The 25,712-nt window shown below is 72.2% G+C and carries 27 protein-coding genes; 15 read left to right on the top strand and 12 right to left on the bottom strand.

The window, feature by feature from the left end; all coding sequences use genetic code 11:
- Positions 1–75: 75 nt before the first annotated feature.
- Positions 76–1,830 (bottom strand): ABC transporter ATP-binding protein, encoded by a 1,755-nt coding sequence (locus IE142_RS09790; protein WP_191885322.1) that lies wholly within the window; start codon positions 1,828–1,830, stop codon positions 76–78.
- A 131-nt stretch (positions 1,831–1,961) separates the two neighbouring features.
- On the opposite strand from IE142_RS09790, the gene IE142_RS09785 reads away from it, so the two are divergent.
- The 3 genes from IE142_RS09785 to IE142_RS09775 all read left to right on the top strand — a co-directional run bounded on the left by IE142_RS09785 (position 1,962) and on the right by IE142_RS09775 (position 4,722).
- Entirely contained in the window at positions 1,962–3,050 is a 1,089-nt protein-coding gene (locus IE142_RS09785) for an S-(hydroxymethyl)mycothiol dehydrogenase (RefSeq protein ID WP_191885321.1), read from the top strand.
- Entirely contained in the window at positions 3,050–3,679 is a 630-nt protein-coding gene (locus IE142_RS09780; RefSeq protein ID WP_191885320.1) for an MBL fold metallo-hydrolase, read from the top strand. Before IE142_RS09785 ends, IE142_RS09780 begins: the two co-directional genes overlap by 1 nt.
- Before the next feature lie 116 nt (positions 3,680–3,795).
- Positions 3,796–4,722 carry an SDR family oxidoreductase gene (locus IE142_RS09775; protein WP_191885319.1) on the top strand — a complete coding sequence of 309 codons (927 nt, stop codon included), beginning with the start codon at positions 3,796–3,798 and terminating at the stop codon, positions 4,720–4,722.
- On the opposite strand, the gene IE142_RS09770 is transcribed toward IE142_RS09775, so the two are convergent.
- Entirely contained in the window at positions 4,706–5,245 is a 540-nt protein-coding gene (locus tag IE142_RS09770) for a hypothetical protein (protein ID WP_191885318.1), read from the bottom strand. The two genes, IE142_RS09775 and IE142_RS09770, sit on opposite strands and share 17 nt — an antisense overlap.
- A 51-nt stretch (positions 5,246–5,296) precedes the next feature.
- Between IE142_RS09770 and IE142_RS09765 the strand changes: the two genes are divergently transcribed.
- Entirely contained in the window at positions 5,297–6,097 is an 801-nt protein-coding gene (locus IE142_RS09765) for an SDR family NAD(P)-dependent oxidoreductase (RefSeq protein WP_191885317.1), read from the top strand.
- A 116-nt stretch (positions 6,098–6,213) separates the two neighbouring features.
- Here IE142_RS09765 and IE142_RS09760 read toward each other — a convergent pair whose 3' ends face one another.
- From IE142_RS09760 to IE142_RS09745, 4 genes are read right to left on the bottom strand one after another with little or no spacing between them, the layout of a single operon-like run.
- Positions 6,214–7,416 carry a Gfo/Idh/MocA family protein gene (locus IE142_RS09760; RefSeq protein ID WP_191885316.1) on the bottom strand — a complete coding sequence of 401 codons (1,203 nt, stop codon included), beginning with the start codon at positions 7,414–7,416 and terminating at the stop codon, positions 6,214–6,216.
- 14 nt (positions 7,417–7,430) lie between these two features.
- Positions 7,431–8,765, bottom strand: coding sequence for an ABC transporter substrate-binding protein (locus tag IE142_RS09755; RefSeq protein WP_191885315.1), 1,335 nt, complete (start codon positions 8,763–8,765; stop codon positions 7,431–7,433).
- Positions 8,766–8,775: 10 nt separating this feature from the next.
- Entirely contained in the window at positions 8,776–9,711 is a 936-nt protein-coding gene (locus IE142_RS09750; RefSeq protein ID WP_191885314.1) for a carbohydrate ABC transporter permease, read from the bottom strand.
- A gap of 16 nt (positions 9,712–9,727) precedes the next feature.
- A complete protein-coding gene (locus tag IE142_RS09745) occupies positions 9,728–10,624 on the bottom strand; it encodes a carbohydrate ABC transporter permease (protein WP_191885313.1) in 897 nt (298 codons plus the stop codon).
- 168 nt (positions 10,625–10,792) lie between these two features.
- Between IE142_RS09745 and IE142_RS09740 the strand changes: the two genes are divergently transcribed.
- Positions 10,793–11,953: an ROK family transcriptional regulator gene (locus IE142_RS09740; RefSeq protein ID WP_191885312.1), complete on the top strand. Its 1,161-nt coding sequence runs from the start codon at positions 10,793–10,795 to the stop codon at positions 11,951–11,953.
- Positions 11,954–12,103: 150 nt separating this feature from the next.
- The gene (locus IE142_RS09735) at positions 12,104–12,283 is read left to right on the top strand and encodes a hypothetical protein (RefSeq protein ID WP_043384275.1); all 180 of its coding nucleotides are present in this window, start codon (positions 12,104–12,106) and stop codon (positions 12,281–12,283) included.
- Between the two features lie 81 nt (positions 12,284–12,364).
- On the opposite strand, the gene IE142_RS09730 is transcribed toward IE142_RS09735, so the two are convergent.
- Positions 12,365–13,735 (bottom strand): S1 family peptidase, encoded by a 1,371-nt coding sequence (locus tag IE142_RS09730; RefSeq protein ID WP_191885311.1) that lies wholly within the window; start codon positions 13,733–13,735, stop codon positions 12,365–12,367.
- A 181-nt stretch (positions 13,736–13,916) separates the two neighbouring features.
- Between IE142_RS09730 and IE142_RS09725 the strand changes: the two genes are divergently transcribed.
- The 3 genes from IE142_RS09725 to IE142_RS09715 all read left to right on the top strand — a co-directional run bounded on the left by IE142_RS09725 (position 13,917) and on the right by IE142_RS09715 (position 17,020).
- Complete coding sequence (locus tag IE142_RS09725; protein ID WP_191885310.1) at positions 13,917–15,095, top strand: MalY/PatB family protein; 1,179 nt, start codon at positions 13,917–13,919, stop codon at positions 15,093–15,095.
- A 48-nt stretch (positions 15,096–15,143) separates the two neighbouring features.
- Positions 15,144–15,530, top strand: coding sequence for a PPOX class F420-dependent oxidoreductase (locus tag IE142_RS09720; RefSeq protein ID WP_191885309.1), 387 nt, complete (start codon positions 15,144–15,146; stop codon positions 15,528–15,530).
- Positions 15,531–15,649: 119 nt separating this feature from the next.
- Entirely contained in the window at positions 15,650–17,020 is a 1,371-nt protein-coding gene (locus tag IE142_RS09715; protein WP_191885308.1) for a Gfo/Idh/MocA family protein, read from the top strand.
- A 12-nt stretch (positions 17,021–17,032) separates the two neighbouring features.
- Here IE142_RS09715 and IE142_RS09710 read toward each other — a convergent pair whose 3' ends face one another.
- Positions 17,033–17,446, bottom strand: coding sequence for a Zn-ribbon domain-containing OB-fold protein (locus IE142_RS09710; protein WP_191885307.1), 414 nt, complete (start codon positions 17,444–17,446; stop codon positions 17,033–17,035).
- Between the two features lie 172 nt (positions 17,447–17,618).
- Positions 17,619–18,371, bottom strand: a complete 753-nt coding sequence (locus IE142_RS09705; RefSeq protein ID WP_229830326.1) for a TetR family transcriptional regulator — start codon at positions 18,369–18,371, stop codon at positions 17,619–17,621.
- A 151-nt stretch (positions 18,372–18,522) separates the two neighbouring features.
- Between IE142_RS09705 and IE142_RS09700 the strand changes: the two genes are divergently transcribed.
- The gene (locus IE142_RS09700) at positions 18,523–18,675 is read left to right on the top strand and encodes a hypothetical protein (protein ID WP_191885524.1); all 153 of its coding nucleotides are present in this window, start codon (positions 18,523–18,525) and stop codon (positions 18,673–18,675) included.
- 11 nt (positions 18,676–18,686) lie between these two features.
- On the top strand, positions 18,687–19,175 hold the full coding sequence (locus IE142_RS09695) for a flavin reductase family protein (RefSeq protein WP_191885306.1): 489 nt from the start codon (positions 18,687–18,689) through the stop codon (positions 19,173–19,175).
- A gap of 26 nt (positions 19,176–19,201) precedes the next feature.
- Here the strand turns inward: IE142_RS09695 and IE142_RS09690 are convergent, their stop codons facing one another.
- Together IE142_RS09690 and IE142_RS09685 are read right to left on the bottom strand one after the other, a co-directional pair.
- The gene (locus IE142_RS09690; RefSeq protein ID WP_191885305.1) at positions 19,202–19,582 is read right to left on the bottom strand and encodes a hypothetical protein; all 381 of its coding nucleotides are present in this window, start codon (positions 19,580–19,582) and stop codon (positions 19,202–19,204) included.
- A 340-nt stretch (positions 19,583–19,922) separates the two neighbouring features.
- Positions 19,923–20,840 (bottom strand): MurR/RpiR family transcriptional regulator, encoded by a 918-nt coding sequence (locus IE142_RS09685; RefSeq protein ID WP_191885304.1) that lies wholly within the window; start codon positions 20,838–20,840, stop codon positions 19,923–19,925.
- Between the two features lie 203 nt (positions 20,841–21,043).
- Between IE142_RS09685 and IE142_RS09680 the strand changes: the two genes are divergently transcribed.
- Together IE142_RS09680 and IE142_RS09675 are read left to right on the top strand one after the other, a co-directional pair.
- Complete coding sequence (locus IE142_RS09680) at positions 21,044–21,208, top strand: hypothetical protein (RefSeq protein ID WP_191885303.1); 165 nt, start codon at positions 21,044–21,046, stop codon at positions 21,206–21,208.
- Between the two features lie 96 nt (positions 21,209–21,304).
- Complete coding sequence (locus IE142_RS09675) at positions 21,305–21,730, top strand: DUF3662 domain-containing protein (protein ID WP_191885302.1); 426 nt, start codon at positions 21,305–21,307, stop codon at positions 21,728–21,730.
- Here IE142_RS09675 and IE142_RS09670 read toward each other — a convergent pair.
- Entirely contained in the window at positions 21,725–22,399 is a 675-nt protein-coding gene (locus tag IE142_RS09670) for a nucleoside/nucleotide kinase family protein (protein WP_191885301.1), read from the bottom strand. The two genes, IE142_RS09675 and IE142_RS09670, sit on opposite strands and share 6 nt — an antisense overlap.
- Positions 22,400–22,453: 54 nt before the next feature.
- Here IE142_RS09670 and IE142_RS09665 point away from each other — a divergent pair, with 54 nt between their 5' ends.
- Positions 22,454–23,194: a beta-phosphoglucomutase family hydrolase gene (locus IE142_RS09665; protein WP_191885300.1), complete on the top strand. Its 741-nt coding sequence runs from the start codon at positions 22,454–22,456 to the stop codon at positions 23,192–23,194.
- The gene (locus IE142_RS09660) at positions 23,191–25,545 is read left to right on the top strand and encodes a glycoside hydrolase family 65 protein (RefSeq protein WP_191885299.1); all 2,355 of its coding nucleotides are present in this window, start codon (positions 23,191–23,193) and stop codon (positions 25,543–25,545) included. The genes IE142_RS09665 and IE142_RS09660 overlap by 4 nt, the downstream gene beginning before the upstream one ends.
- The last annotated feature ends 167 nt before the right edge of the window (positions 25,546–25,712 follow it).

The raw sequence follows: 25,712 nt of genomic DNA, 5'->3' as shown, positions 1-25,712 counted from the left end.
GGACGGGCGACCGTGGCCCTCACCTTCGAGCTTCCTCCGTCCGGGCGTCCGAGGCAATCGTGGCCGGGCCACCGCTCAGTCGCGGCCGGCCAGGAACTGGGTCGCCGCCAGCTCCGCGTACAGCGGATCCGCGGTCACCAGCTCCCGGTGCGTACCCACCGCGCGGACACGACCCGCGTCCATCACCACGATCCGCTCGGCCGTCGTCACCGTGGACAGCCGGTGCGCGACGACCAGCACCGTGGTCGTGCGGGCCACGTCGGCCACCGTGTCGCGCAGCGCCGCCTCGTTGACCGCGTCCAGCTGCGACGTGGCCTCGTCGAGCAGCAGCAGCCGAGGACGGCGCAGCAGGGCCCGGGCGATGGCCACCCGCTGCCGTTCACCGCCCGACAACTTGGTGCCGCGGTGCCCGACCAGCGTGTCGAGTCCGCTCGGCAGCCGGGCGACCAGACCGTCGAGGCGGGTGGTCTTCACCACCGCCGCGAGGGCGGCGTCGTCCGCCTCCGGATTGCCCAGCAGCAGGTTGTCCCGCAGCGACCCGGACAGCACCGGGGCGTCCTGCTCCACGTAACCGATCGCGGCCCGCAGCGCGGTTAGATCCCAGTCCGCGAGGCTCCGGCCGTCCAGCATGATGTCCCCGGAGACGGGGTCGTAGAACCGCTCGACGAGGGAGAAGACGGTGGTCTTGCCCGCGCCGGACGGGCCGACGAACGCCGTCATCCCCCGGGCCGGCACCTCGAAGGTCACCCCGTGGTGGATGTACGGCAGGTCGTCGGCGTAGCGGAAGCGGACGTCCCGGAAGGCGACCGACGCCGGCTGCGCGGCCGGCGACGGCAGGGACGCGGGCCGGGCCGGCGGCTCGGCGGGCAGGCACAGCGCGTCCTGGATGCGGGCGAGCGCCGCCTTGCCCGTCTGGTACTGCGTGATCGCGCCGACGACCTGCTGTATCGGCGACATCAGATAGAACACGAACAGCAGGAAGGCGACCAGCGTGCCGACGTCGATCGCCCCCGTCGCCACCCGCGCGCCGCCCACCGCGAGCACTGTGATGAACGCGATCTGCATCGCCAGCCCGGCCGTGTTGCCCGCCGCTGCCGACCACTTGGCGGCACGCACGCTCTGCCGCCACGACTCCTCGGCGGCCTCGTGCAGCGCCCGCTCCTCCCGGGGCTCGGCGCCGGACGCCTTCACCGTGCGCAGCGCGCCGAGTATCCGCTCCAGCGCGGCGCCCATCACGCCCACCGCGTCCTGCGCCTGCCGGCTCGCCCGGTTGATGCGCGGCACGATCAGGCCCAGCACCGTCCCCGCCCCCGCGACCACCGCCGCGGTGACGCCTAGGAGCACCGGATCGACCAGGCCCATCATCACCAGGGTCGCCACCAGGGTGAGCCCGCCGGTGCCGAGACCCACCAGGGAGTCGGTGGTGACCTCCCGCAGCAGGGTCGTGTCAGAGGTGATCCGGGCCATCAGGTCACCGGGCTCGATGCGGTCCACGGCCGCGATCCGCAGCCGCAGCAGGTACGAGGACAGGGCGCGCCGCGCACCGAGCACCACGGACTCGGCGGTGCGCCGCAGCACGTACGAACCCAGTGCACCCAGCGCCGCGTTGGCGACCACCAGCCCCGACATGGCCAGCAACGCGCCGGTGATGGCCCGGTCGTGCGTCAGGTCGTCGATCAGCTCCCGCGCCACCAGCGGCAGCAGCAGCCCCGTGGCTCCCGTGACGAGGGAGAGCAGGGCGCCCGCGAACAGTGTTCTGCGGTGCGGCCGTACGTACGTCAGGAGCAGGCGCCAGGCGGGCTTACCGGTCTCCGTCTCAGCGGTGCTCACGGCACTCCTTCGGCAGGTGGGGCGGACGACTCAGGCTACGTGGGCCCGGTACGCCGTCGTGGCGCGCCTTACCGATCAGTTGCGCGTAGGGTCGGGGGGAACGTTGAACGGCCGAAGAAGGAGTCCAGACCATGGCGCAGGAAGTACGCGGCGTGATCGCACCGGGCAAGGACGAACCGGTGCGGATCGAGACGATCGTCGTGCCCGATCCGGGACCGGGGGAGGCCGTGGTCAGTATCCAGGCCTGCGGGGTGTGCCACACCGACCTGCACTACAAGCAGGGCGGCATCAGCGACGACTACCCCTTCCTGCTCGGCCACGAGGCCGCGGGCGTGGTCGAGTCGGTCGGCGCCGGCGTCACCGACGTGGCCCCCGGTGACTTCGTGATCCTCAACTGGCGCGCGGTGTGCGGCAAGTGCCGGGCCTGTCTGCGCGGGCGGCCCTGGTACTGCTTCGACACCCACAACGCCGAGCAGAAGATGACCCTCGCCTCGACCGGTCAGGAGCTCTCCCCGGCCCTCGGTATCGGTGCCTTCGCCGAGAAGACGCTGGTCGCCGCCGGGCAGTGCACCAAGGTCGACCCCGGGGTCTCCGCTCAGGTGGCCGGCCTGCTGGGCTGCGGCGTGATGGCCGGCATCGGCGCCGCCATCAACACCGGCAACGTCGGCCGCGGCGACACCGTCGCCGTCATCGGCTGCGGCGGCGTCGGCGACGCGGCCATCGCCGGCGCCCACCTCGCCGGAGCCGCGAAGGTCATCGCCGTCGACATCGACGACCGCAAGCTGGAGACCGCCCGCTCCATGGGCGCCACCCACACTGTCAACTCCCGCGGCACCGACCCCGTCGAGGCGGTCCGCGAACTGACCGGCGGCTTCGGCGCCGACGTCGTCATCGAGGCCGTCGGCCGCCCGGAGACCTATCGGCAGGCCTTCTACGCCCGCGACCTGGCCGGCACCGTCGTCCTCGTCGGTGTACCGACCCCCGAGATGAAGCTGGAGCTCCCGCTCCTCGACGTCTTCGGCCGCGGCGGCTCCCTGAAGTCCTCCTGGTACGGCGACTGCCTGCCCTCCCGCGACTTCCCGATGCTGGTCGACCTCCACCTCCAGGGCCGCCTGGACCTGGACAAGTTCGTCACGGAGACCATCGGGCTCGACGAGGTCGAGAAGGCCTTCGAGCGGATGCACACCGGTGACGTGCTGCGTTCGGTGGTGGTGCTGTGATGACCGCCCGCATCGAACGCCTGGTCACTTCGGGCCGGTTCAGCCTCGACGGCGGCACCTGGGACGTCGACAACAACGTCTGGCTCGTCGGCGACGACCACGAGGTGGTGGTCATCGACGCCGCCCACGACGCCGACGCCATCGCCGAGGCTGTCGGCGACCGCAGGCTGACCGCCATCGTGTGCACCCACGCCCACAACGACCACGTGAACGCCGCGCCCGCCCTCGCCGAGCGCACCGGAGCCACCATCTGGCTGCACCGTGACGACATGCCCCTGTGGCAGCAGACCCACCCCGACCGCGACCCCGACGCCTGGCTGACCGACGGCCAGGTCATCGAGGCCGCCGGCGCCGACCTGACCGTCCTGCACACCCCCGGGCACGCGCCCGGCGCGGTCTGCCTCTACGACCCGGGCCTCGGCACCGTCTTCACCGGCGACACCCTCTTCCGGGGCGGCCCCGGCGCCACCGGACGCTCCTACTCCCACTTCCCGACCATCATCGACTCGATCCGCGACCGACTGCTGGTGCTCCCGCCCGAGACGGAGGTCCGCACCGGCCACGGCGACCCGACCACCATCGGGGCCGAGGCTCCGCACCTGGAGGAGTGGATCAAGCGCGGACACTGAGCCGGGGCACGGCGACACCCGCGAGGGACACGCGTAAAAGGTGACAGAAGATGTCCGGCTTCCCGGGCACTCTCGATCACGACATCACTCGTGCGTGAGAGGAACGGGAGCCGGACATGGCAGAGTCACCGAAGAAGCCGTTGGCGGGCAGGGTCGCGCTGGTCGCCGGAGCGACCCGCGGCGCCGGACGCGGCATCGCCGTCGAACTGGGCGCGGCCGGCGCCACCGTCTACGTCACCGGCCGCAGCACCCGCGCCCGGCGCTCGGAGTACGACCGCCCCGAGACCGTCGAGGACACCGCCGACCTCGTCACCGAGGCCGGCGGCCACGGCATCGCCGTACCCACCGACCACCTCGACCCGGCGCAGGTGGCCGCGCTCGTCGACCGCGTCGCCCGCGAACAAGGCCGCCTCGACGTCCTGGTCAACGACATCTGGGGCGGCGAGAACCTCTTCGAGTGGGAGAGCCCCGTCTGGGAGCACGACCTCGACAAGGGACTCAGACTGCTGCGGCTCGCCGTGGAGACCCACGCCGTCACCAGCCACCACGCCCTGCCGCTCCTGCTGCGCCGCCCCGGCGGACTGGTCGTCGAGGTCACCGACGGCACCGATGACTACAACCGCGACCACTACCGCAACTCGTTCTTCTACGACCTCGCCAAGTCGTCGGTCCTGCGCATGGCCTTCGCCCTCGGCCACGAACTCGGCCCGCGCGGCGCCACCGCCGTCGCGCTGACCCCGGGCTGGCTGCGCTCGGAGATCATGCTCGACCACTTCGGCGTACGCGAGGAGAACTGGCGCGACGCCCTCGACCGCGTCCCGCACTTCGCCATCTCCGAGACGCCCCGCTACGTCGGCCGCGCCGTCACCGCCCTCGCCGCCGACCCGGACGTGGCGCGCTTCAACGGCCGGTCCCTCTCCAGCGGCGGCCTCGCGCGGGAGTACGGCTTCACGGACCTCGACGGCAGCCGTCCCGACGCCTGGCGCTACCTCGTCGAGGTCCAGGACGCGGGCAAGCCGGCCGAGGTCACCGGTTACCGCTGACGGGCGACAGCGGCCACCGCGCCGCGTGACCCGGCGGCAGGGCCAGGTCCTCCCGCACGGCCGTGTAGTAGCCCTCGCGGCCGGCGCGCTGCCGTTCCAGCAGAGCCTGCCAGGCTTCCGGGTCCCGCGTCTCCTCGCGCAGGAAGCGTTCCATGTCCAGTACCGCCACGACCCAGACCCGCGCCTTCTCCACGACCTCCTTGCTGCCCAGCAGGAGCAGTGCCTCCCCGGCCGGGTCCCGGGCGAGGGTGGCCTCGGTCTGGGCCGCGGCGGCCTCCCGCGGGGTGAGCGGGTGCGGGTGCGGGTCGTTGCCGAGGTGGGCGGCGATCCGGTACGTCAGCGTGACGGAGGTCTTCAGGGTCCGCGCGTAGTCCGCGTACACCGCGAGCCGCCGCTCCTCCCAGCGCGCCGCCGTCTCCCGGCGGAACCGGGCCTGGTCACTGCGGACCACGGCGAGGTACGAACCGAGAGCGCCGATCACGACGCCGATGAGCGCGGGGAGTTGCTGCAAGAACGCGGACATGCGCGCACGCTATCTGCCTTCGTGATCCTTTCGGCGGTACGGTCGGTCCCCATGACGGACTCAGGGCGTTTCACGGACCACGGGGTACTGGTCACGGGCGCGGCCCGCGGCATCGGCGCGGCCACCGCCCGCCGGCTGGCCGAGGAGGGAGCGCGGGTACTGCTGACCGACGTGGACCTTCCGGCCGCGCGGCGCACGGCGGGGGAGCTGACGGAACAGGGCCTCGAAGCCGAGGCGTTTCCCTGCGACGTCACCGACCGGGCGTCCGTCGAGGCGGCCGTCGCCCACGCCGTGGACACCTTCGGCACCCTCGACGTGCTGGTCAACAACGCGTACGCCTGCACGCCCGACGCCGCGCTCTTCGAGGACGAACCCGACGAGGTCTGGGCCCGCGACCTCGACGTCACCCTCACCGGTGCCTACCGCTGCTGCCGGGCCGCCCTGCCCCACCTGGCCGCCTCCGGACGCGGCGCGATCGTGAGCGTCGGCTCGGTCAACGGCTCCCAGGACTTCGGCAACCACGCCTACAGCGCCGCCAAGGCCGGCCTCGCCTCCCTCACCCGTACCCTCGCCGGGCACGCCGCGTCGCGCGGCGTCCGGGTCAACCTGGTGACACCGGGCACCGTGCGCACCACGGCCTGGGAGGGGCGGGACGAGGACCTGGCGGCGGTCCGGGGGCTGTACCCGCTGGGGCGGGTCGGCGAACCCGAGGACATCGCGGCGGCCGTCGCCTTCCTCGCCTCCCGGGACGCCGCCTGGATCACCGGGACGACACTGGTCGTCGACGGCGGCCTGACCGCCGTCGACACCGGCTTCCGGCAGGCTGTGCGGGAGCGGGACGAAGCGGGCTGACGGGATGCCGCCCAGGGGCCGCGACCGTGAGCGGGCTGACGGGCCCACGCCCAGCGTCCGCGACCGCGAGCCGGGCCCGGCGGACGACGCGCGGGAGCCCGGCCCACGGGACGGCGTCACATCTCCGGCGCGTCCCCGAAGTCAGGGATCTCCAGCCTGACCCCGCCCTGCCGGGCGGACTCGTGCGCGACGATGCCCGGCAGGGTGTAACGAGCCGCCACCCACGCGTTGACGGGCGGCAGGGTCCGGGAGTTGACCGCGACGACGAAGTCGTCCGCCAGGAAGTGGTGGCTGCCCTCGTGCCCGTTGCGCATCCGGTCGAACACCCGCGGCAGCCGAGCCCGGTCGTGCACCGGCGCCGACCCCGAGGTGAAGGCGGCCCGCAGCTCCGGCGCGACGTGCTGGAGGGACGGGTCGTCGGGGGACGTGGTGGGCTTGGGCTCCAGCAGCTCGCTGATGTCCTCCACCCCGTTCTTGTCCTGCCACAGCGCCACCGTCGCGAGCTGTTCCATGCTCGCCTCGGTGCCGAAGAAGCGGAAACGGGACTCCCGGATGTGCGAGGGGTAGCCGACCCGTCGGAACTCGTTCGTACGGAACGAGCCGCCGCCTGCCACCTCGAACAGCGCCGTCGCGTTGGAGACGTCGTTGTCGAACCGGCTGACCGACCGGTCGAAGACCCCGTCCCCGCGGTCGTCCACGACCCCGATCGCCGAGACGCTGACCGCGTGCGTCCGCCAGGCACCCAGCACCCCGCCCACCGAGTGCGTCGGGTAGAGCAGCGGTGGATAACTGGCGGTTTCCTTCCACCGCTCGCCCCCGCTGTACCGGTACGCCTCGTAGAAGCCCAGGTCCATGTCGTGGACGTAGTCGCCCTCGGCGTAGAAGAGGCGCCCGAAGGCGCCCTCGGCGATCTTGTCGCGGGCGTGCACGGTCGCCGGGTGGTACTCGCTGGTCTCGCCCATCATGTACGTCAGACCGGTCGCCTTCACCGCGTCGATGATCTCCGCGATCTCCTGTGTGCTGATCGCCATGGGGACCGCCGAGTACACGTGCTTGCCCGCGCCCAGCCCCTGGAGCACCAGCGGGCCGTGGGTCCAGCGCTGGGTGAAGATCGCGACGGCGTCGACGTCCCTGGACTCCAGCATCGCCTCGTAGGTGGGAAAGGTGCCGGCGAGGCCTTCGGCGGCGACGAGCCGTTCGGCCCGGTCCGGCAGCAGGTCGGTGACGTACACGGCGCGCACGCCCGGGTGGGCGTGGAACAGCTTGGCGAACTGGCCGGAGAACTGGCCGGCACCGACGATGCCGATGGAGAACGTCATGGAAGCTGTGCCCTTCACTGGTCGAGGATCAGGTTGATCTGGTCGTTGGTCTCGTCGAGGCTGCTCACCGGTTCTCCACCGCCGTAGATGTCCTGCATGGCGGGGCGCATGAGCGCCTGCACGTCCGCCGCGTAGTTGGTGATCGGGTAGGAGAAGAGCCGGAAGCCCTTCTCCTCGTCGACCGGCCGGGTGAAGGCCGAGACGTCGATGCCCCGCTTCCCGTACGCCGCGACGGCCGCCTCGGTGCCCTCGGGCGTGGCCGGGAAGACGATGCCGAGGCCGCCCACGGTGCGCTGGCACTCCTCGGACGCCAGGTACTTCACCCACTTCAGGGCGCCGGGCTTGTTGCGGGCGTTCTTGGTGACGGAGTCCGCGAGGCCGTTCATCATCGTGGCCCGCTCGCCGGTCGGGCCGGCGGGAGTCACGGCGGTGCCGAAGTCCACGCCCTCGAAGCCGTCGTACGTCGACAGCATCCACGCTCCGTCGAAGGCGGTGGCCGCCGTGCCCGCGCCCACTTGGGCGTTGGCCTGGTTGGACACGGAGTAGTCGGTGAGGGGTGCCATGTAGCCCTTGTCCGCCAGCCCGAAGTACCAATCGATGACCGACTGGAAGGTGTCGTCGTCGTACCGGTACTCGGTGCCCCACCGCTCCTTGTCCGTGTAGGTCCAGCCGGCGGAGGCGGCGAAGTGGCTCCAGGTGGTCTGGCCGTCACCGTCGCCGCCGCCGTTGGTGGCCAGGCCGTAGACCTCGACGTTGTCCTTGTCGAAGCCCGGTTCGTCGCCCCGCCTGCCCTTGTCGTCCACGGTCAGGCGCGCGATCGCCTTCTCGAACGTGCCGCCGTCCTCGGGGTTCCAGGACAGGCCGTTCAGCTCCTCGGCGCTCAGCCCGGCGTCCTTCGTCATCTTCTCGTTGTAGAAGAGGGCGATGGTGTCCCAGTCCTTCGGGACGCCGTAGCGGTGGCCGTCCGCACCCAGCCAGGTCGCGGCGAGCCCGGGCTGGTAGGCGGAGACCTCGATGCCCAGGTCGTCCAGCGGCTCCAGCACCTTCAGGTCGGCGAACTGGCCGAACTTCTGGATGTGGTCGGTGAACACGTCGGGCTGGGTGCCGGCGATGAAGCTCGCGGTGAGTTTGGTCCAGTAGTCGTCCCAGCCCATCTGTGTGATCTTCACGTCGAGCCCGGGGTTCCGCTGCTCGAAGTCCTTCGCGCACGCCTGGTACGCGGGCAGTTGGTTGGTGTCCCAGAGCCAGTAAGTCACCGTGTCCGCGGACGAGCCGGTGCCCTGGGCGCAGCCGGTCACCAGGGACAGGGCCAGCGCCCCGGTCGCGGCGGCGGTGGTACGAAAGCGCATGTCCGTCCCCTCACTTGATGCCGGTGAAGCCGATCGTGCCCACGATGCGGCGCGCGAAGACCACGAAGAGCAACAGCATCGGCAGCGCCGCGATGAGCGTGGCCGCCATCAGGCCGGACCAGTCGGTACCGGTCGTCGGGGTCTGCGCGCGGAAGACGGCCAGTGCCACGGTCAGCACGCGCGAGCTGTCGCTGTAGGACACCATCAGCGGCCAGAAGTAGTCGTTCCAGGCCGTGATGTACGTCAGCACGGCCAGCGTCAGGACGGGTGTGGCGGCCATCGGCAGCAGCATCCGGAAGAAGATCCGCACCTTCCCGGCGCCGTCCAGGAGCGCCGCCTCCTCCACCTCCCGGGGGACGCCCATGAAGAACTGCCGCAGGAAGAACACCGCGAACGGGGTCATGAACATCGTCGGCAGGGCGATGCCCAGCAGGGAGTCGACCAGGCCGAGTTCCTTGATGAGCACGAAGTTCGGCAGCAGGGTGAAGACGGCCGGCACCATCAGCCCGGCCAGGAACATGGCGAACACCGTGTCCCGGCCCCGCCAGCGCAGCCTGGCGAAGGCGTACGCCGCCATGGCGGAGAAGAGGATCTGGCAGACGGTGATCAGCGTCGAGACGAGCACCGAGTTCAGCAGGTACCGCCAGAACCTCAGTCCGCCGCCCGAGCCGCCCTGGGCGATCGCCTCCTCGGCCGACTGCAGGCCGAGCGCCCGCTCGAAGCCGCTGGTGGTCGGATCGACCGGCAAGGGGCCGGCCGGGTGGGCGGCCAGCCCGGTGTTGGTGGACAGTGCGGTGCGCAGGATCCAGTAGAAGGGCAGCAGGGTGACGAGCACGATGGCGGCCATCACCGCCCAGGCCACGATCCGTCCCGGGGAGAGCCCGCGCCGGCCGCCACCGTCACCGCGTGCCGTGACGGGGCCGGCCACGGCGGTCGTGTCGGTCATCTCGTTCTCCTCTCCGTCAGCCGAGGTCGGTCCGGCCGGCCCGGGTGAGCCGGTACTGGACGAAGGTGATGGCGCTCAGCACGACGAGCAGGGCAACCGACATCGCCGAGGCGTACCCGAACTGGAAGCGGCCGAAGGCGGCACCGTAGATGTAGAACTGGAGGACGTTGGTGGCGCCCGCCGGTCCGCCGGCGGTGGTCACGGCGACCGTGTCGAACACCTGGAACGATCCGATCACCGTCATGATCAGGACGACCGCGAGGACCGGCCGCAGCAGCGGCAGCGTGATCCGGCGGAACATCCGCCACTCGCTCGCCCCGTCCACCCTCGCGGCCTCGTACATGTCGCCCGGGATCGCCTGGAGCCCCGCGAACAGCAGGAGCGCGGTGTAGCCGACGTGCCGCCACACGTTGATCAGCGCGATGGTCGGCACGGCCCAGGTCTCGTCGGTGAGGAACGGGACGCGGTCGAGGCCGAGCGCGGCGATGATCTCGTTGCCGATGCCGAGCTGGGTGTCCAGGATCCACAGCCAGACGATGCCGGCCACCACGTTGGACATCAGGTACGGCGTGAGCACGATGCCGCGCAGCCAGGGTGATCGGGTCAGCCGTTGGAGCAGCACCGCGATGGCCAGGGCCGAGACGGTCTGCACGCCGATGTTGAGGACCACGTAGACGACCGTGACCCGCAGTGACTCCCAGAAGATGGGGTCGTTGACCATCCGCACGTAGTTGTCGAGCCCCACCCATCGGGCTGGGGTCAGCAGGTTGAAGCGGGTGAAGCTCAGGTAGACGCCGCGCAGCGTCGGCCACAGGAGGAAGACCGCGAAGCCGAGGAACGCCGGCGCGATGAACACCGCGGCGAGACGTCCGTCACCCCGGTTCCCGGCACGGCTGCTGGAAGCGATGGACATCGGCAGACCCCCTCGCGTGCGACGGCTCGTCCCGCTTTACTTTTGGGGCGGAATAATCATGGCGTCAAGAGGCGTGCTTTGATCCTTTGGGGCGAGGCCGCGGACCTAGACTGGCAGTGTTGTTTTTGTGATGGAAGAAATGCTGGACGAAGAGGGCGGTCGATCGTCATGCGTGGACAGGCCGAAAGCTGGCTTCCGCTGAGCCCCGGCGAACGCTCCGTCGCGATCGAGGTGCTGGTGCACGGTCCGCTGTCCCGGACGGAGATCGCCCGGCGGCTGGACCTCTCGCCGGGCAGCCTGACCCGGCTGACCAAGCCGCTCATCCGGGCGGGGCTGCTGGTCGAGGTTCCGGAGGCGGGCGCCGCGGCGGTGCGGCAGGGGCGTCCGTCGCAGCCGCTCGACGTGGTCGCGGACTCCCGGTACTTCCTCGGCTTCAAGATCACCGGTGACATGGTGTACGGCGTCGTGACCACGCTGCGCAGCGAGATCGTCGCCCGCCTGGACCGAACGCTGACCACCCACGACCCCGGCGAGGTCGCCGACCTGCTGGCGGCTATGGCCCGGGAACTGTCCCGCGGGCGCCCCCGGGTGGCCGGTGTCGGGATCGGCGTGGGCGGCCTCGTCGAGGACCGTTCGGTGGTCGGCGAGTCCCCCTTCCTGGGCTGGCGGGGCGTCCCGCTGGCCGCGCTCGTCGAGGAGCGCACCGGGCTGCCGGTCGTCGTGGAGAACGACACCGCGGCCTTCGTGGAGGCCGAGACATGGTTCGGCGCGGGGCGCGGCGTGGACCGGTTCGTCGTCCTCACCATCGGCGCGGGCGTCGGTTACGGGCTGGTGCTCGGCGGCAAGCGGGTGCCGTACTCCGGGGACGAGGATCGCGGCTTCGGCCGGCACTGGATCCTCGACCGCTACGGTCCGCTCACCCCGGACGGCCGGCGCGGCAGCGCCGTCTCGCTGCTGACCATCCCCAATATCCGTTACCAGGTCCGGGCCGCCCTCGGCCGGGACCTGGACTACGAGGAGATCCTGGCGTCCGCCGCCGAGGGGGAGCCGGTGCCGGCCCGGGTCGTCGAGGAGGCCGGGCGGGCCCTGGGCACCCTGGTGGCGCAGATCGCCAATTTCGTGATGCCGCAGAAGATCCTGCTCGCCGGTGAGGGGGTCGGTCTGATGGACGTGGCCGGCGACGTGGTGGAGAACACCATCCGGGACAACCGGCATCCGCGGGCCGCACCGGTCGGCCTGGAGGTCAGGGTGTCCGACTTCCACGACTGGGCGCGCGGTGCCGCCGTGCTGGCCATCCAGGTACTGGTGTTGGGGGCGGCGCACGTGTGAACGGGCGGGTCATGTGCGGCAGAACACACCGGCGGGGAACGAACTCGCCCGTGGGCCTTGACAGATGAGAAGATCGACGTGACCAGTAACACGGTCCGTTATGTCCGTTTGGCTGGCGAATACTCACATCGCCTTCACGCCCATCGCCGTATGCTTCACAACATGTCCACCACTGTTGAACCCTCCTCCGAGCGATCGGCTGCCGAGGTCAACGAGGAGATCCGGGCCCTGTGGCTCCGGTCGGGCGGGACACTGAGCGTCGAGCAGCGCGAGGAGTACCAGCGGCTTGTCTTGGAGTGGGCCGCCGCGGACCCGGAGCACGCCGCCTGACCGGCGCCCGGGTCCCCTCGGCGCCTCGCGGCAACGGCCCCGGGCACCCCGCGCGGGTGCCCTCCTCGTACTGACCCGGGATCATCCCCATGTCGCGGAGCAGTGCCGTCGATACGCCTTGCGGTCCTGCTCCGCGCGGATCCAGCGGGTGGCCACCAGAGCCACCATGCTGCCCGCGGCGACGAGCATGCCCGGGCCGACGTTTCGGCGGTCGGTGAGGCGGGACAGGAGCGTCGAACCGTCGACACCCGTCACGGGGGCCGTGGCCCCCGGTGCTGCGGCGCCCGGAGCGGTGCCACCGCCGGTGGCGCTCGGCGCGGAAGGCGCGGCTCCGGGCGCCGTCCCCTCCTCCGGTGCGGAGACGAGCAGCCGGACACCGAGCGAGGCCATGGCCTCCGGCAGCGGTTGGAAGAACGTCGTGCCCCCCTTGTCGCAGTCGCCGTTGCCCCCCGAGGTCACGCCGAGCGCTATGCCCTCGGAGAACATCGGGCCCCCGCTGTCGCCGGGTTCCGCGCAGACGTCGGTCTCGATCAGGCCGGTGACCGTGCCCTCCGGGTAGTTGACCGTTGCCTCGAGCGCGGTCACCCGGCCGTCGCGCAACCCGGTGGTGCTGCCGCTGCGGAACACCCGCTGACCCACGGCCGGTTCACCCGCGCCCGTGATCCGCACCCCCTTGCCGGCGCCGACGGCCACCACGTCGGCGCCGTCGCCCGCCTCGCCGTTCGCGTACTCCACCAGGGAGAAGTCGTCCCCGGGGAAGCTCCCGGCCACAGTCTTGCCGACCCTCCGGTCGCCCGATCCGTCACCGAACCACACCGACCCCGTCGGCCCGCAGTGCCCCGCGGTGAGGATGAAGTCGCCGCGCCCGTCGGTCACGTTGTAGCCCGTCGAGCAGCGCCCCGCCGTGGAAACGATCGGCTCGGCACCGTTCAGGCGCGTGGTGAAGGTGCCCTCGGTGCGTTCCATGCGGACGAAGCCGCCGATGTCCTCGGCGACGTCCGTCAGCCGGGACCAGTCGGACCGGGGGACCGTGCTGTCCCCGCGCACGACCACCTCGTTCGACCGGTAGTCGAGGGCCCACGCCGTGCCGGGCACCCGCGGTGCCGAACGCAGCGTCGAGGTCGCCGACTTCAGCTCGGACAAGCTGTGCCGCACGACCTTCGCCCCGGCACCGGCCCGGCGCACCTCCCGCGCCGTGCGCTCGTCGGTGACCGCCACGACCGGCCGCCCGTCGGAGCCGACCCAGTGGCCCGCCGTACGGTCGGCGCCCAGCCGGGACACGAGGCCGGCGCCGGCGTCGGAAGCGCTGCGCGCGAGCGTGTGCGGCACGGCCGGGGCGCCGGGAGGCTCGCTCGCCACGGCCCGGGTGACCATGGTTCCTCCGAGCAGCAGTCCGCCGACGGCGGCCAGCCGTGCCACTCGCCGGACGATGCGTCGTCGTGCGTGCCTCATGCATGAGCTCCCGAACCCGGACTCACGGCGTCACCGCCGCGGGGCCCCGCGGACATCGAGCGCCCTCCTCCCGTACGGGGGCGGGCCGGCCCGCGTTCACCGGGCAACCGGTCCCGTCCGGTCCGCGGTGTCCCTCCCGTTCCGTTTCCGGGGTGCACCGTCGCCGCCTATCTTGTGCCCCATGACCAGCAACGAGCAGCACCCTTCCGACGAGGCGAACCCCCTTCGGTCGCTCACGCTCGACCAGTTGCGCCGCCGTACGAGCATGAAGTGGCGCACGTACCCCGAGGACGTGCTGCCGCTGTGGGTGGCCGAAATGGACGTCCCGCTCGCCGCCCCCGTCGTGCGCGCCGTCACCGAAGCCATGGAACTCGGCGACACCGGCTACCCCGTCGGCACCGCCTACGCCGAGGCCCTGGCCGCCTTCGCGGGCAAGCGCTGGGGCTGGGACGACCTCGCCGTGGAACGCACCGCGATCGTGCCCGACGTGATGCTGGGCGTCGTCGAAATGCTCAAGCTGGTCACCGGGCCCGGCGACCCGGTGATCGTCAACCCGCCTGTGTACCCGCCCTTCTACGAGTTCGTGACGCACCTGGACCGGCGCGTCGTCGAAGCGCCGGTCGGCGCCGACCTGCGGATCGACCTCGGCGTGCTGGAGGAGGCGTTCCGGCGGGCCGCCGCCGGCGGAGGGCGCGCCGCCTACCTGCTGTGCAGCCCGCACAACCCCACCGGCACCGTGCACACCGCCGACGAGCTGGGCGCCGTCGCCGCCCTCGCCGAGCGGTACGGCGTCCGGGTCGTCGCCGACGAGATCCACGCGCCGGTCGTTCCCGTCGGCGCGCGCTTCGTGCCGTACCTGAGCGTGCCCGGCGCCGAGCGCGGCCTCGCCCTGATGTCCGCATCCAAGGGGTGGAACCTGGCCGGGCTCAAGGCGGCGCTCGCCCTCGCCGGGCCCGGTGCCGCCGCCGACCTGGCGCGGATGCCCGAGGAGGTCGGCCACGGACCGAGCCACGTCGGCGTCCTCGCCCACACGGCGGCCCTGCGCGACGGGACCGCCTGGCTGGACTCCGTGCTGGCCGGGATCGACGAGAACCGGCGGTTGCTCACCCGGCTGCTGGCCGAGCACCTGCCCGGCGTGGTCCACCGCCCCGGCGAGGCGACGTACCTGGCCTGGCTCGACTGCCGCCCGCTGGACCTCGGCGACGACCCGGCGGACGTCTTCCTCCGGCGCGGCCGGGTCGCCCTCAGCTCCGGCATCCCCTTCGGTACCGGCGGCGCGGGACACCTGCGGCTCAACCTCGCGACCTCGCCGGAGGTGATCACGCAGGCGGTGCGGAGGATGGCGGCGGCCGTGGGGTGAGGCGGGACGAGAGCCGCGGCCCGTGCCGGGCGCCTAGACTTCCCGACCATGGACGACGCCTCATCGGCCCGGCTCGGCGCCGGCAAGTACCTGCTGGTCACCACGTACAGGAAGAACGGCACCCCGGTCGCCACCCCGGTGTGGGTCGTACGGGACGGGGACGCCCTCGGCGTGTGGACCGTCGCCGACTCGGGGAAGGTCAAGCGCGTCCGCAACCGCGCCGACGTGCTGGTCGGCCCCTGCGACGTGCGCGGCCGGCCGACCGGCGACCAGGTCCCGGCGACGGCGGAGATCTGCGCCCCGGTCACCACCGGACGCTACCGTCGGCTGATCGCCCGCAAGTACGGCGTCGTCGGCCGGCTCACCCTCCTCGGCAGCCGGCTGCGCCGCGGGTCGGCCGGCACCGTGGGCATCCGGATCACGCTCACCTCCTGAGCGGACCGGCCCGCGTCGCCCGCGACGGGAGTGGCACGGCGGCCCGCTCCCCTGACGAGCGGCACGGCGGCGTGATCGATGAAGAGTGACGCCGCAGCCGATTGGAAAGGGCTTTCTGCATGAGTCCGAATCCCTGCCTGCGCGCCGCCGTCGTCGGCACCGGCCACCGCGCCCAGACCTTCACGAGGGGCCTCGCCGAACGCCCCGGTCACCGCGTCGCCGCCCTGTGCGACCCGAGCCCGACCCGGATGGCCTTCCACAACCGGCTGCTCACGGCGGCCGGTGAACCTCCCGCGGCCCAGTGGGACCCCGAGCGCTTCGCCGACCTGCTCGGTGAGGAGGGCATCGACGAGGTGATCGTCACCACCGTCGACGCCGAGCACGACCGGTACGTCGTCCCGGCGCTGCGCGCGGGCTGCCGCGTCGTCACCGAGAAGCCGATGACCGTCGACGCCGACCGTTGCGCCCGCATCCTGGAGACCGTCCGCGAGACCGGCAACTCCCTCACCGTCGCCTTCAACTACCGCTTCAACCCCGTCCACGAGAAGGTGCGGGCGCTGCTGGCCGGGGGCGCGGTCGGGGAGGTGCTGTCCGTCCACTTCGAGTGGCTGCTGGACGTGCGGCACGGTGCGGACTACTTCCGCCGCTGGCACCGGGACAAGCGCCGCAGCGGCGGGCTGATGGTGCACAAGTCCTCGCACCACTTCGACCTCGTCAACTGGTGGCTGGCCGACGAGCCGCAGGAGGTCTTCGGTTACGGACGTCTCGGCTTCTACGGCCGCGAGGCGGGCGAACGCCACGGGCTGCGCCGGGACTACGTCCGAGCCCACGGCGCCGGGCCGGCCGCCGACGACCCCTTCGCCCTCGATCTCGCCGCCAACGACACGCTGCGCGCCCTCTACCTGGACGCCGAGCGGGACGACGGGTACCTGCGCGACCGCAACGTCTTCGACGGGCCGGTCACCATCGAGGACGACATGGCGGTCCTGGTCCGGTACGCCCGTGGTGCCACGATGACGTACCACCTGACGGCCTACTCCCCGTGGGAGGGCTACCGGGTGATGGTCAACGGCAGCGCCGGACGCCTGGAGTTGGAGGTGGAGGAGAGCCGCTGGGCGAGGCCCTCGACCCGGGCGGCCTCGGAACGGGGAGCGGTGCACGGGGACACGGCCGCCGAGCACGCCGGCGGCGCCCGCCTCACCCTGCGCCCGCTGTGGAAGCCCCCGGTCGACATACCGCTCGACGTCGCCCACGAGGCACACGGCGGCGGTGACCCGCGCATGCTGGACGCGCTGTTCGGCCCGGTGGACGCGGCCCTACCGGGCGCGGACCCGAGCGCCGCCGCGCACTCGACGGCCACCGAACGCGACGGCGCGCTCGCGCTGGTCGTCGGTCTCGCCGCCAACCGGAGCTTCGGGACGGGGGCACCGGTGCGCACCGGCACGCTGCTGCCCGGTACGCCGGCCCCGTGCGGGGAGGGTCGGCCGTGAACTGACCGTCACTCAGGTCCAGGCCCGGTACGGTTCGTCGACCAGTTGGAAGACCGGCTCGCCCCGCACCGGGTCCTCGGCCGTGGACAGTCGTACCCGGTCGCCGCTGTGGATGCCGATGAGCGGGCCCATCACCCGGCCGCGCAGCACGAAGCCCTCGGCCATCTCGATCAGGGACACGTTGCGCGCCGCCGGGGTGTTGCGGTGCACCACCGTGGAGTGCCGTACCGTCCCCGTGCCGTCGCTGCGTTCGGTCCGCAGGTCGCTGCCGCGACAGACCGGGCACAGCACCCGGTGGTACATGGCCGTGCCGCACCAGGTGCAGCGCTGGAAGAGGATCGCCTCGGTGTCCGGGGCCTTGGGGTCGAGGACGCCCGTCGCGGAGCCGGCTGTCTGCTGAGCGACGTTTCCTGAGTGGTAGTACACGCTGGTCAACTCCCTGCATTCGAGCCGGAATCGGGGTGCGCGGTCACCCGGGCACGCGTGTGCGGGTGACCGCGCCACCGTGCACGTTCTCAGGTTATGGCACTGCGTGCCACGCGTAAAGGCACTGCGTACCCTTGATTGCTTGCGGTGCGGTCCTCTCGCCGAGGGTCGGTCAGTCGTCGGCGAACGCCGCCTCGACCTCCCGCACGACCTGCCACAGGGGCGCTCCGCGCCGCGCGAGGACCACGACCACGTCCCCCCGCTCCCCGGCCGGGGGCGGTACGGGAACGCTCCCGAAGGCGGACTGCGCGTACTCGAGCGCGTGGTCCACCGCGGCGGCCGCGTCGTCCCGGCCGTCCGAACGCAGCCAGGACCGCAGCGCGTTGTTGTGCGCTGCGACCACCGCGGCCGCGATCAGGTCCGCCCTCAGGGCCCCGTCCGGCCGTCCGCCGAGGCGTCCGCGCAGGTACTCGGCGAGGGCGCGTTCGTAGCGCCACACCACCGACAGCTCGTACGCGCGCAGCCCGGGCACCTTCTTGGTGAGGTGGTAGCGCTGCACCGAGAAGTCCGGGTTCTCGGCGTACATGCGCAGCACCAGCCGGGCCGCGTCGCAGACCCGGGCCACCGGGTCGGTGTCCTCGGGTGAGGCGGCCAGGAAGGCCGTCATGTCCGCCAGGCACCGCTCGTGGTCGGGGAAGACCACGTCCTCCTTGGAGGGGAAGTAGCGGAAGAAGGACCGCCGTCCGACGCCGGCCAGCGTGACGATGTCGTCGACGGTCGTCTGTTCGTAGCCCCGTTCCAGGAACAGCCGGAACGCCGCCGCGACCAGTGCCTCCCGCATCGGCGGCCGGCCGCCCGCCGCATCAGTGGCACCCGCCGCGCCGGTGCCGTCGCCGCGGCCGGGCGCCGCACTGCTGGAGCTCATGAGGGGGAACGTAGCAGTTCACCGGCTATCTGGCACTCAGTGCAGCCCCGAGAGGGAACTGAGTGCACTCGAGCCACCGGTGGGCCGAATCGCATACGATCACACCCGGTCAGACCGGAGGAGTTCCGGCCCCGACCATGGCATCCAGCGCGTGGACGCCTGCCGTGCTCCGGGCGGCGGACTGCTCCCGGTCGAGTTGGAGGACCTCAACCCCTACCTGTCGCTGGACGCCCTCGACGAGGCGCGCAGGGACTCCTTCGTCACCGCCCTGCGGGCGGCCCTTCGGCGTTTTCTCGCGGCCTGAGCCCCTCTACCATGGCCGGCATGGACGCGTTTGTCGGCCGGCTCGACCCGGACATGTGCGTGGTGACGGCCGCGGCGGGCGGGAAGCGGTCGGGGTGTCTGGCCGGGTTCTCCTCGCAGTGCTCGCTCGACCCGGTGCGCTACGCCGTCTGGCTCTCCGAGGTCAACCGGACTTTCCGGGTAGCGCGGTCCGCCGACTTCCTGGCCGTTCATCTCCTCGCCCGCGACCAGCACGCGACGGCCGAACTCTTCGGCGGGCGGACCGGCGACGAGGTGGACAAGTTCGGGCGGGTCCGCTGGCGCGAGGGCCACGGCGGGGCGGTGCTGCTGGAGGATGCCGAGGCGTGGTTCGTCGGGCGCGTCGTGGAGCGCGTCGCCGGGGGCGACCACGTCGGGTTCGTCCTCGATCCCGTCGAGTGGGGCGGGCGGGACCGGGCCGGCGGGCCACTGCTGAGGCTGTCCGACGCCGCGGACATCGTGGCGGGCCATCCGGTGGACTGACGCCCGCTCACGGTGGACGGGCCGGTTCAGCGCCCGGCGCCGCGCTCCACCAGCGCCTCGGTGACCGCCCGCACGCTGCGCGCGATGTGCTGCAACTGCAGGAGCTCCGCCGCGTACAGCTTGATGGTGTGTTCGATGACCGACTCGGGCATTCCGAGCCGGGGCAGATCGGCCCGGGCGGTCTGCAGGGCGGTGCGCGCCACCCGGATCTCGTGCTGCACCTGGATCTGCGCATGGCGGGCGAGCAGCACGGGGTGGCGGATGAGCGCCGGATAGCCGGCGTAGCGGGCCGGCACCAGCTCGCGCAGCCACTTGGCCGCCGAGCGTTCCCAGTCGTAACTACCGGGCGCCTTCACCTGGCAGGGCCAGTCCGGGCTGGTGCGCGTGGTCGTCAGGGGCATGATCATCGCTTCCGGTGTGGCGGCGTCGGCGGGGTGGGCGACGGTGGGAGGCGGTCCCGGTCCAGGGGACGACCGGGACCGCCGCGGGCGCTCGCGCAGGCGGTGCCCGACGGAACATCCGGGCACGCCGGAGCGGGTAGGAGCCGGCGGTCAGGATGTTCACGCAGGTGCGGACGCGTCCCGGGGCGGCCGGGTCGCGATCCGTGAGCAGTATTTATATATGCCATCTGCTTTGCAAGGCGTATGAAAACATTCATGCCTGCTTTTGACTTGATTCCGGATGAACCCCGTGGTCCCCGTCCGCGCCGACCGATCGCCGGGCGTGCTCCCGGCCGGGGTGGACGGATCAGTCCCGGAGGAAGAACTGGTGCTGGTCCGCGACCTGCTCGTACTCCTCCAACCGGGCCTGGGTCCGCTCGGGATCGGCGTCGGTCATGGCCTGGAGCAGGGCCGCGCACATCACCCCGGGCGCCGCGTAGGAGTCGAAGACCAGCCGTGACCCCGTCCCCGTGGCGAAGGTGACGTCGGCCTCGTCGACGACGGGGCCGAGGGCCAGGTCGGTGATCAGCGCCACCTTCAGTCCGGCCCCGCGCGCCACCCGGACCGCGTTCAGGGTCTCCTGGGCGTGCCGGGGCATGGAGAAGGCCAGCACCCAGGTACCGCCCGCCTCGCGCGACTGCAGCAGGGCGTCGTAGGCGACGCTGCCGCCGTGGGTCACCAGACGCACGTCCGGGTGGACCCGGCGGGCCGCGTAGGCGAAGTACTCGGCGAGCGAGACGGAGATGCGCAGTCCGAGAACGGTCAGCGGCGCCGAGGCGGCCAGCTTGCGGCCGACGTCGATCACCCGGTCGGCGTCGGCGAAGTCGCGCCGCAGGTTCTCCAGATTCTCGATCTCGGCGTCGACGGCGGCCTGGAGCTCGTTGCCCCGGTTCTCCTCGGCCGGGACGCCGCCCCGGCCGCCCAGCGCGATCGACTGGAGCCGCTCCCGCAGTGCCGGGTATCCGCTGAAGCCCACCGCCGAGGCGAACCGCGTCACCGAGGGCTGGCTGACGCCCGCCCGGTCGGCGAGGTCGGTGATCGACAGGAACGCCGCCTCGGTGAGGTGCTCGATCAGGTACTGCGCGATGCGCCGCTGCCCCGGGGACAGGCGGGGCCGGTCGAACAGTGTCCTGAGCCGGGACGTGGCGGAGACCTCCGTCTCCTCGGCCGCACGTCCCGAGGTGATCGCCGATGCCTGTGCGCGGGCCTGCTGCGGCGATGGCACGGGTGCGCCTCCTTTGTCTCCCACGGAGGTCAACATAGCTCACCCCTCGTGACCGGCAGGGCGGTGTACAGGGCCGTTCCGCCGCCCCGCGACGCCGGATCCCGCCCCGCGCGACCGGCATCGCACCGGGCGGGGATAGCCCCGCGCCGACCGGGAACCCGCCGTTGCGGAAGCGACCGCAGAGCAGCACGAAAGGCACCGTCATGACCGTCCCGGAAGAGAACCGGCCGAAGACCGACACCACCGACGACGTCCTCGACCGGCGCGAGGACGAGGAGACGCCCCGCCCGCCGGGAGGCACCGGCCGGACCATGCGCGAGGCCCTTGAGGAGGCGCACGTCCAACCCGACGACTACGACGAGCGATGACCGCCCGGTGACCGCGCCACGAACGCACGCCACCCGGGCGACCGGCCACGCCACCCGGGCGGCCGGTCCCGCGCACACCCCCGGCAGGTGAACCGTATGGGCGCCATCAGCGCGCTGGAGAAGACACTCGAGAACCGCATGGGAGCACTGTGGGCGCGCGCCTTCGGCAAGGAACCCGTCGAACTCCTCGACGCCCTGCGCACCGAATGCGACAGCAAAGCCGTGGTCTCCCCGGCGGGACGGGTCATGGTCCCCAACGCCTACGACGTCGTGCTCGCCGACGTCGTCCACGACGAACTGACGCGCCGCGACGGCCGGGTGGGCCAGGTGCTCACCGACAGCCTGGCCCGGCACGCCGAACGGCGCGGCTACGAGTGGGCCGGCCCGCTGGCCGTGCACATCGCCAGGTCGGACGACGTGCCGAACGGGCGCTACCGCGTGGCGAGCGGCGTCCTGCCGCACGTGAGCGCCGACGGCTTCCCGCACGCGGAGCGGCCGCGCCTCCCGGGCGGTGGTTCATGACCGGGTGACCGGCATCGCGCCTTCGGGCACCACGAGGTCGGCGCGGGCCCGGGTGGCCGCGACCAGGTCGGCGTTTCGTTGGTCGCTGCCCAGGACCCAGGCAACCGCGTCCGCGTGGGACTTGCCGAACCGCTCGTGACGGGCCACCAGGCGCCGGATCCGTTCCGGCTCCGGGAGTTCGCAGAACCACACCTCGTCGAGCCCGGAACGCACCCGCTCCCAGGCGCCGCAGCCCAGCAGCAGGTAGTTGCCCTCCGTCACGACCAGCCGCGCCGACGGCGGTACCGGCACGGCCCCGGCGATCGGCTGCTCCAGCACGCGCTCGAAGCCGGGCGCATACACGGTGTCGCCGACGGCCTCCCCGCCGCCCGGCGCCTCCTCGCGCAGGCGGCGCAGCAGCGCCGCGTACCCGGCCGCGTCGAAGGTGTCGGGCGCGCCCTTGCGGTCCCGGCGGCCCAGCCGGTCCAGTTCGGCGTCGGCGAGGTGGAAGCCGTCCATGGGGACGTGCGCGACCCACGGTTCGCCGGTCCCGTTCAACTCCCGCACCAGGCATTCGGCGAGCGTGGTCTTGCCGGCCCCGGGGCTGCCGGCGATACCGAGGATCGCGCGCCGTCCGCCCCGGGGCAGCGAGCGGGCACGGGCGAGGAGGTCGTCGAAAGTCAGCGGCACACCGCAGAGTGTGTCACCTGATCGGACCCGCCCCGGCGGGGAACTGTGTCGGGTATGACGACGCAGCTGGGACTTCCCGACGCCATCCAGGCCTGCCTCTTCGACCTCGACGGGGTCGTCACCAAAACGGCGGTGGTGCACGCCGCCGCGTGGAAGGAGACCTTCGACGCCTTCCTGCGCGAGCGGGACGGCGCGGATTTCCGGCCCTTCACCGACTCCGACTACGACGAGTACGTCGACGGCCGCCCCCGTGCCGACGGGGTGCGCACCTTCCTCGCCTCCCGCGGTATCGACCTGCCCGAGGGCGGCCCGGACGACCCACCGGACGCCCTGACCGTGGGCGGCGTCGGCAACCGCAAGAACGAACTGGTCCTGGAGAAGATCCGCAACGACGGCGTGCAGCCCTACGAGGGCACGCTGCGCTACATCGACGCGGTCCGCGCCGCCGGCCTCGCCACCGCGATCGTCTCCTCCAGCGCCAACACCCTGGACGTCCTGCGCTCCATCGACGCCGAGCGCCTGTTCGACGTACGCGTCGACGGCGTGGTGGCCCGCGAACGGGGGCTGCCGGGCAAACCGCGCCCCGACACCTTCCTCGCCGCCGCCCGCGACCTCGGCGTCGAACCGTCCCGCGCCGCCGTCTTCGAGGACGCGCTGGCAGGCATGGAGGCGGGCCGCTCCGGACACTTCGGGTACGTCGTCGGCGTGGACCGCGTCGGCCAGACCGACGCCCTCTACGCCCACGGCGCGGACCACGTCGTCAAGGACCTCGCCGAACTGGGGGGCGACGCGTGATCACCAACCGGACGTACGCCGTCGAACCCTGGTCCGTGCGCGAGACGGCCCTCAACCTCGACCTCCTGGCCCAGAGCGAATCCGTCTTCGCCCTGTCCAACGGGCACATCGGCTGGCGCGGCAACCTCGACGAGGGCGAACCGCACGGCCTGCCCGGCAGCTACCTCAACGGCGTCTACGAACTCCACCCGCTCCCCTACGCCGAAGCGGGCTACGGCTACCCGGAGTCCGGCCAGACCGTCATCAACGTCACCAACGGCAAGCTGCTGCGCCTGCTGGTCGACGACGAACCCTTCGACCTGCGCTACGGCCGGCTCGTCGAGCACGAACGGACCCTGGACCTCAGGCGCGGCGTCCTCGAGCGGACCTGCGAGTGGACCTCCCCGGCCGGCACCACCGTCCGAGTGCGCTCCACCCGGCTGGTCTCCCTCACCCAGCGGGCCATCGCCGCCGTCTCCTACGAGGTGGAGCCCGTCGACAGCCGGACCAGGGTCGTGATCCAGTCCGAGCTGGTCGCCAACGAGAGCCTGCCCGACCCCGACGGCGACCCCCGTGCGTCCAGAGCCCTGCGGTCACCCCTGGAGCCCGAGGAGGACATGGCCGTCGGCTCCCGGCTGCGCCTGCTCCACCGGACCCGCCGCAGCGGCCTGCGGGTCGCCGTGGCCTCCGACCACGTCGTCGACACCTCGGGCGAGATCACCACCAGCAGCGAGAGCAACGAGGACGTGGCCCGCCTGACCATCACCTCCGTGCTGGAACCGGGACAGCGGCTGCGGGTGCGCAAGACCGTCGCCCACGGCTGGTCGGGCGCCCGCTCCCGGCCCGCCATGAGCGATCAGGTCGAGGCCGCGCTGGCCGCCGCCGCGCACAGCGGCTGGGACGGCCTGGTGGCCGAACAGCGCGCCTACCTCGACGACTTCTGGGCGCGGGCGGACGTCGAGGTGCACGGCGACGAGGAGATCCAGCAGGCCGTGCGGTTCGCCCTGTTCCACGTCCTGCAGGCCGGCGCCCGCGCCGAACAGCGGGCCGTTCCGGCCAAGGGACTGACCGGCTCCGGTTACGACGGGCACGCGTTCTGGGACACCGAGATGTTCGTGTTGCCCGTGCTGACCTACACCGAGCCCAGGGCCGTCGCCGAGGCGCTGCGCTGGCGCCGGGACACCCTGCCCGCCGCCCGGGACCGCGCCACCCAGCTCGGCCTGCGCGGCGCCGCGTTCCCGTGGCGGACCATCGACGGCTCGGAGGGCTCCGCCTACTGGCCGGCCGGCACGGCCGCCTTCCACGTGGCCGCCGACATCGCGCACGCCGCGGTGCGCTACACGGCGGCGACCGGCGACACCGACTTCGAACGCGACACCGCCCTCGAACTCCTGGTGGAGACGGCCCGGCTCTGGCGCTCGCTGGGCCACCACGACCACCACGGCGTCTTCCACATCGACGGCGTCACAGGTCCGGACGAGTACAGCGCCATCGTCGACGACAACACGTACACCAACCTCATGGCGCGCTCGAACCTCCTCGCCGCGGCCGACGCCTGCGAACGCCACCCCGACGACGCGGCCCGGCTCGGCGTGGACGACGAGGAGAGCGCCGCCTGGCGCGACGCCGCCGAGTCCGTGCACATCCCCTACAACGAGGAGATCGGCGTCCACGAGCAGCACGCGGGCTTCACCCGCCACCAGCGCTGGGACTTCGCCCGCACCGCCGCCGACCAGTACCCGCTGATGCTGCACTTCCCCTACTTCGACCTCTACCGCAAACAGGTGATCAAGCAGTCCGACCTCGTGCTGGCGATGTACACCTGCGGCAGCTGGTTCGACGCCCACTGCGACGAGGACCAGATCGCCCGCAACTTCGCCTACTACGAACCGCTCACGGTGCGGGACTCCTCCCTGTCCGCCTGCTGCCAGGCCGTCGTCGCCGCCCAGACCGGACACCTGCGCCTGGCCTACGACTACGCCGCCGAGGCCGCGCTGATGGACCTCGCGGACCTGGAGCACAACACCCGCGACGGACTCCACATCGCCTCGCTCGCCGGTACGTGGTTGGCGCTGGTCGCCGGCTTCGGCGGCACCCGCCGGGAGGGCGACAGCCTCCGGTTCACGCCGCGGCTGCCCGAGAAGTTCAGCCGTCTCGCCTTCCGGCTCCAGTTCCGCGGCCGGTGCCTGCGCGTGGAGGTCCGCGCCGACAGGGCGACGTACATCCTGCTGGCGGGCGAGCCCCTCACCATCCACCACCACGGGACGCCGCTGGCCGTGAGCGGGGACGGGCCCGTCACCCGCACGATCCCCGCGCCCGAACGGCGTCCCACCCCCGAACAACCCCCGCACCGACGCCCCAACGCCCGTTGACGGGACCCGCGGACCGGAACCGACCCAATCGCGCGACTGGCCGAGTTCCACCCTGCGCGGCCGTACCCCGCGCACTAGTTTGACCATGTGATCCGACTTCCGGGTTCCCGCTCAGCGGCGGCAGGAGGTGAGGACCGGACGACCCCGCGACGAGCGGGCGTGAGGGG

Source organism: Streptomyces mutabilis, assembly GCF_014649815.1.
Classification (GTDB): Bacteria; Actinomycetota; Actinomycetes; order Streptomycetales; family Streptomycetaceae; genus Streptomyces; species Streptomyces mutabilis.
Note: the sequence above shows the minus strand (reverse complement) of the source record. Positions and strands in the feature narration are given on the sequence as shown.

Bases quoted from the DNA above. Each gene is read 5' to 3' on its own strand.
- IE142_RS09720 (WP_191885309.1), top strand. From the start codon at position 15,144: ATGGACGACGCCTCATCGGCCCGGCTCGGCGCCGGCAAGTACCTGCTG.
- IE142_RS09760 (WP_191885316.1), bottom strand. From the start codon at position 7,416: ATGACGTTCTCCATCGGCATCGTCGGTGCCGGCCAGTTCTCCGGCCAG.
- IE142_RS09775 (WP_191885319.1), top strand. From the start codon at position 3,796: ATGGCAGAGTCACCGAAGAAGCCGTTGGCGGGCAGGGTCGCGCTGGTC.
- IE142_RS09740 (WP_191885312.1), top strand. From the start codon at position 10,793: ATGCGTGGACAGGCCGAAAGCTGGCTTCCGCTGAGCCCCGGCGAACGC.
- IE142_RS09705 (WP_229830326.1), bottom strand. From the start codon at position 18,371: ATGAGCTCCAGCAGTGCGGCGCCCGGCCGCGGCGACGGCACCGGCGCG.
- IE142_RS09755 (WP_191885315.1), bottom strand. From the start codon at position 8,765: ATGCGCTTTCGTACCACCGCCGCCGCGACCGGGGCGCTGGCCCTGTCC.
- IE142_RS09750 (WP_191885314.1), bottom strand. From the start codon at position 9,711: ATGACCGACACGACCGCCGTGGCCGGCCCCGTCACGGCACGCGGTGAC.
- IE142_RS09730 (WP_191885311.1), bottom strand. From the start codon at position 13,735: ATGAGGCACGCACGACGACGCATCGTCCGGCGAGTGGCACGGCTGGCC.
- IE142_RS09695 (WP_191885306.1), top strand. From the start codon at position 18,687: ATGGCCGGCATGGACGCGTTTGTCGGCCGGCTCGACCCGGACATGTGC.
- IE142_RS09780 (WP_191885320.1), top strand. From the start codon at position 3,050: ATGACCGCCCGCATCGAACGCCTGGTCACTTCGGGCCGGTTCAGCCTC.
- IE142_RS09675 (WP_191885302.1), top strand. From the start codon at position 21,305: ATGGGCGCCATCAGCGCGCTGGAGAAGACACTCGAGAACCGCATGGGA.
- IE142_RS09665 (WP_191885300.1), top strand. From the start codon at position 22,454: ATGACGACGCAGCTGGGACTTCCCGACGCCATCCAGGCCTGCCTCTTC.
- IE142_RS09770 (WP_191885318.1), bottom strand. From the start codon at position 5,245: ATGTCCGCGTTCTTGCAGCAACTCCCCGCGCTCATCGGCGTCGTGATC.
- IE142_RS09735 (WP_043384275.1), top strand. From the start codon at position 12,104: ATGCTTCACAACATGTCCACCACTGTTGAACCCTCCTCCGAGCGATCG.
- IE142_RS09765 (WP_191885317.1), top strand. From the start codon at position 5,297: ATGACGGACTCAGGGCGTTTCACGGACCACGGGGTACTGGTCACGGGC.
- IE142_RS09785 (WP_191885321.1), top strand. From the start codon at position 1,962: ATGGCGCAGGAAGTACGCGGCGTGATCGCACCGGGCAAGGACGAACCG.
- IE142_RS09715 (WP_191885308.1), top strand. From the start codon at position 15,650: ATGAGTCCGAATCCCTGCCTGCGCGCCGCCGTCGTCGGCACCGGCCAC.
- IE142_RS09745 (WP_191885313.1), bottom strand. From the start codon at position 10,624: ATGTCCATCGCTTCCAGCAGCCGTGCCGGGAACCGGGGTGACGGACGT.
- IE142_RS09725 (WP_191885310.1), top strand. From the start codon at position 13,917: ATGACCAGCAACGAGCAGCACCCTTCCGACGAGGCGAACCCCCTTCGG.
- IE142_RS09680 (WP_191885303.1), top strand. From the start codon at position 21,044: ATGACCGTCCCGGAAGAGAACCGGCCGAAGACCGACACCACCGACGAC.
- IE142_RS09690 (WP_191885305.1), bottom strand. From the start codon at position 19,582: ATGATCATGCCCCTGACGACCACGCGCACCAGCCCGGACTGGCCCTGC.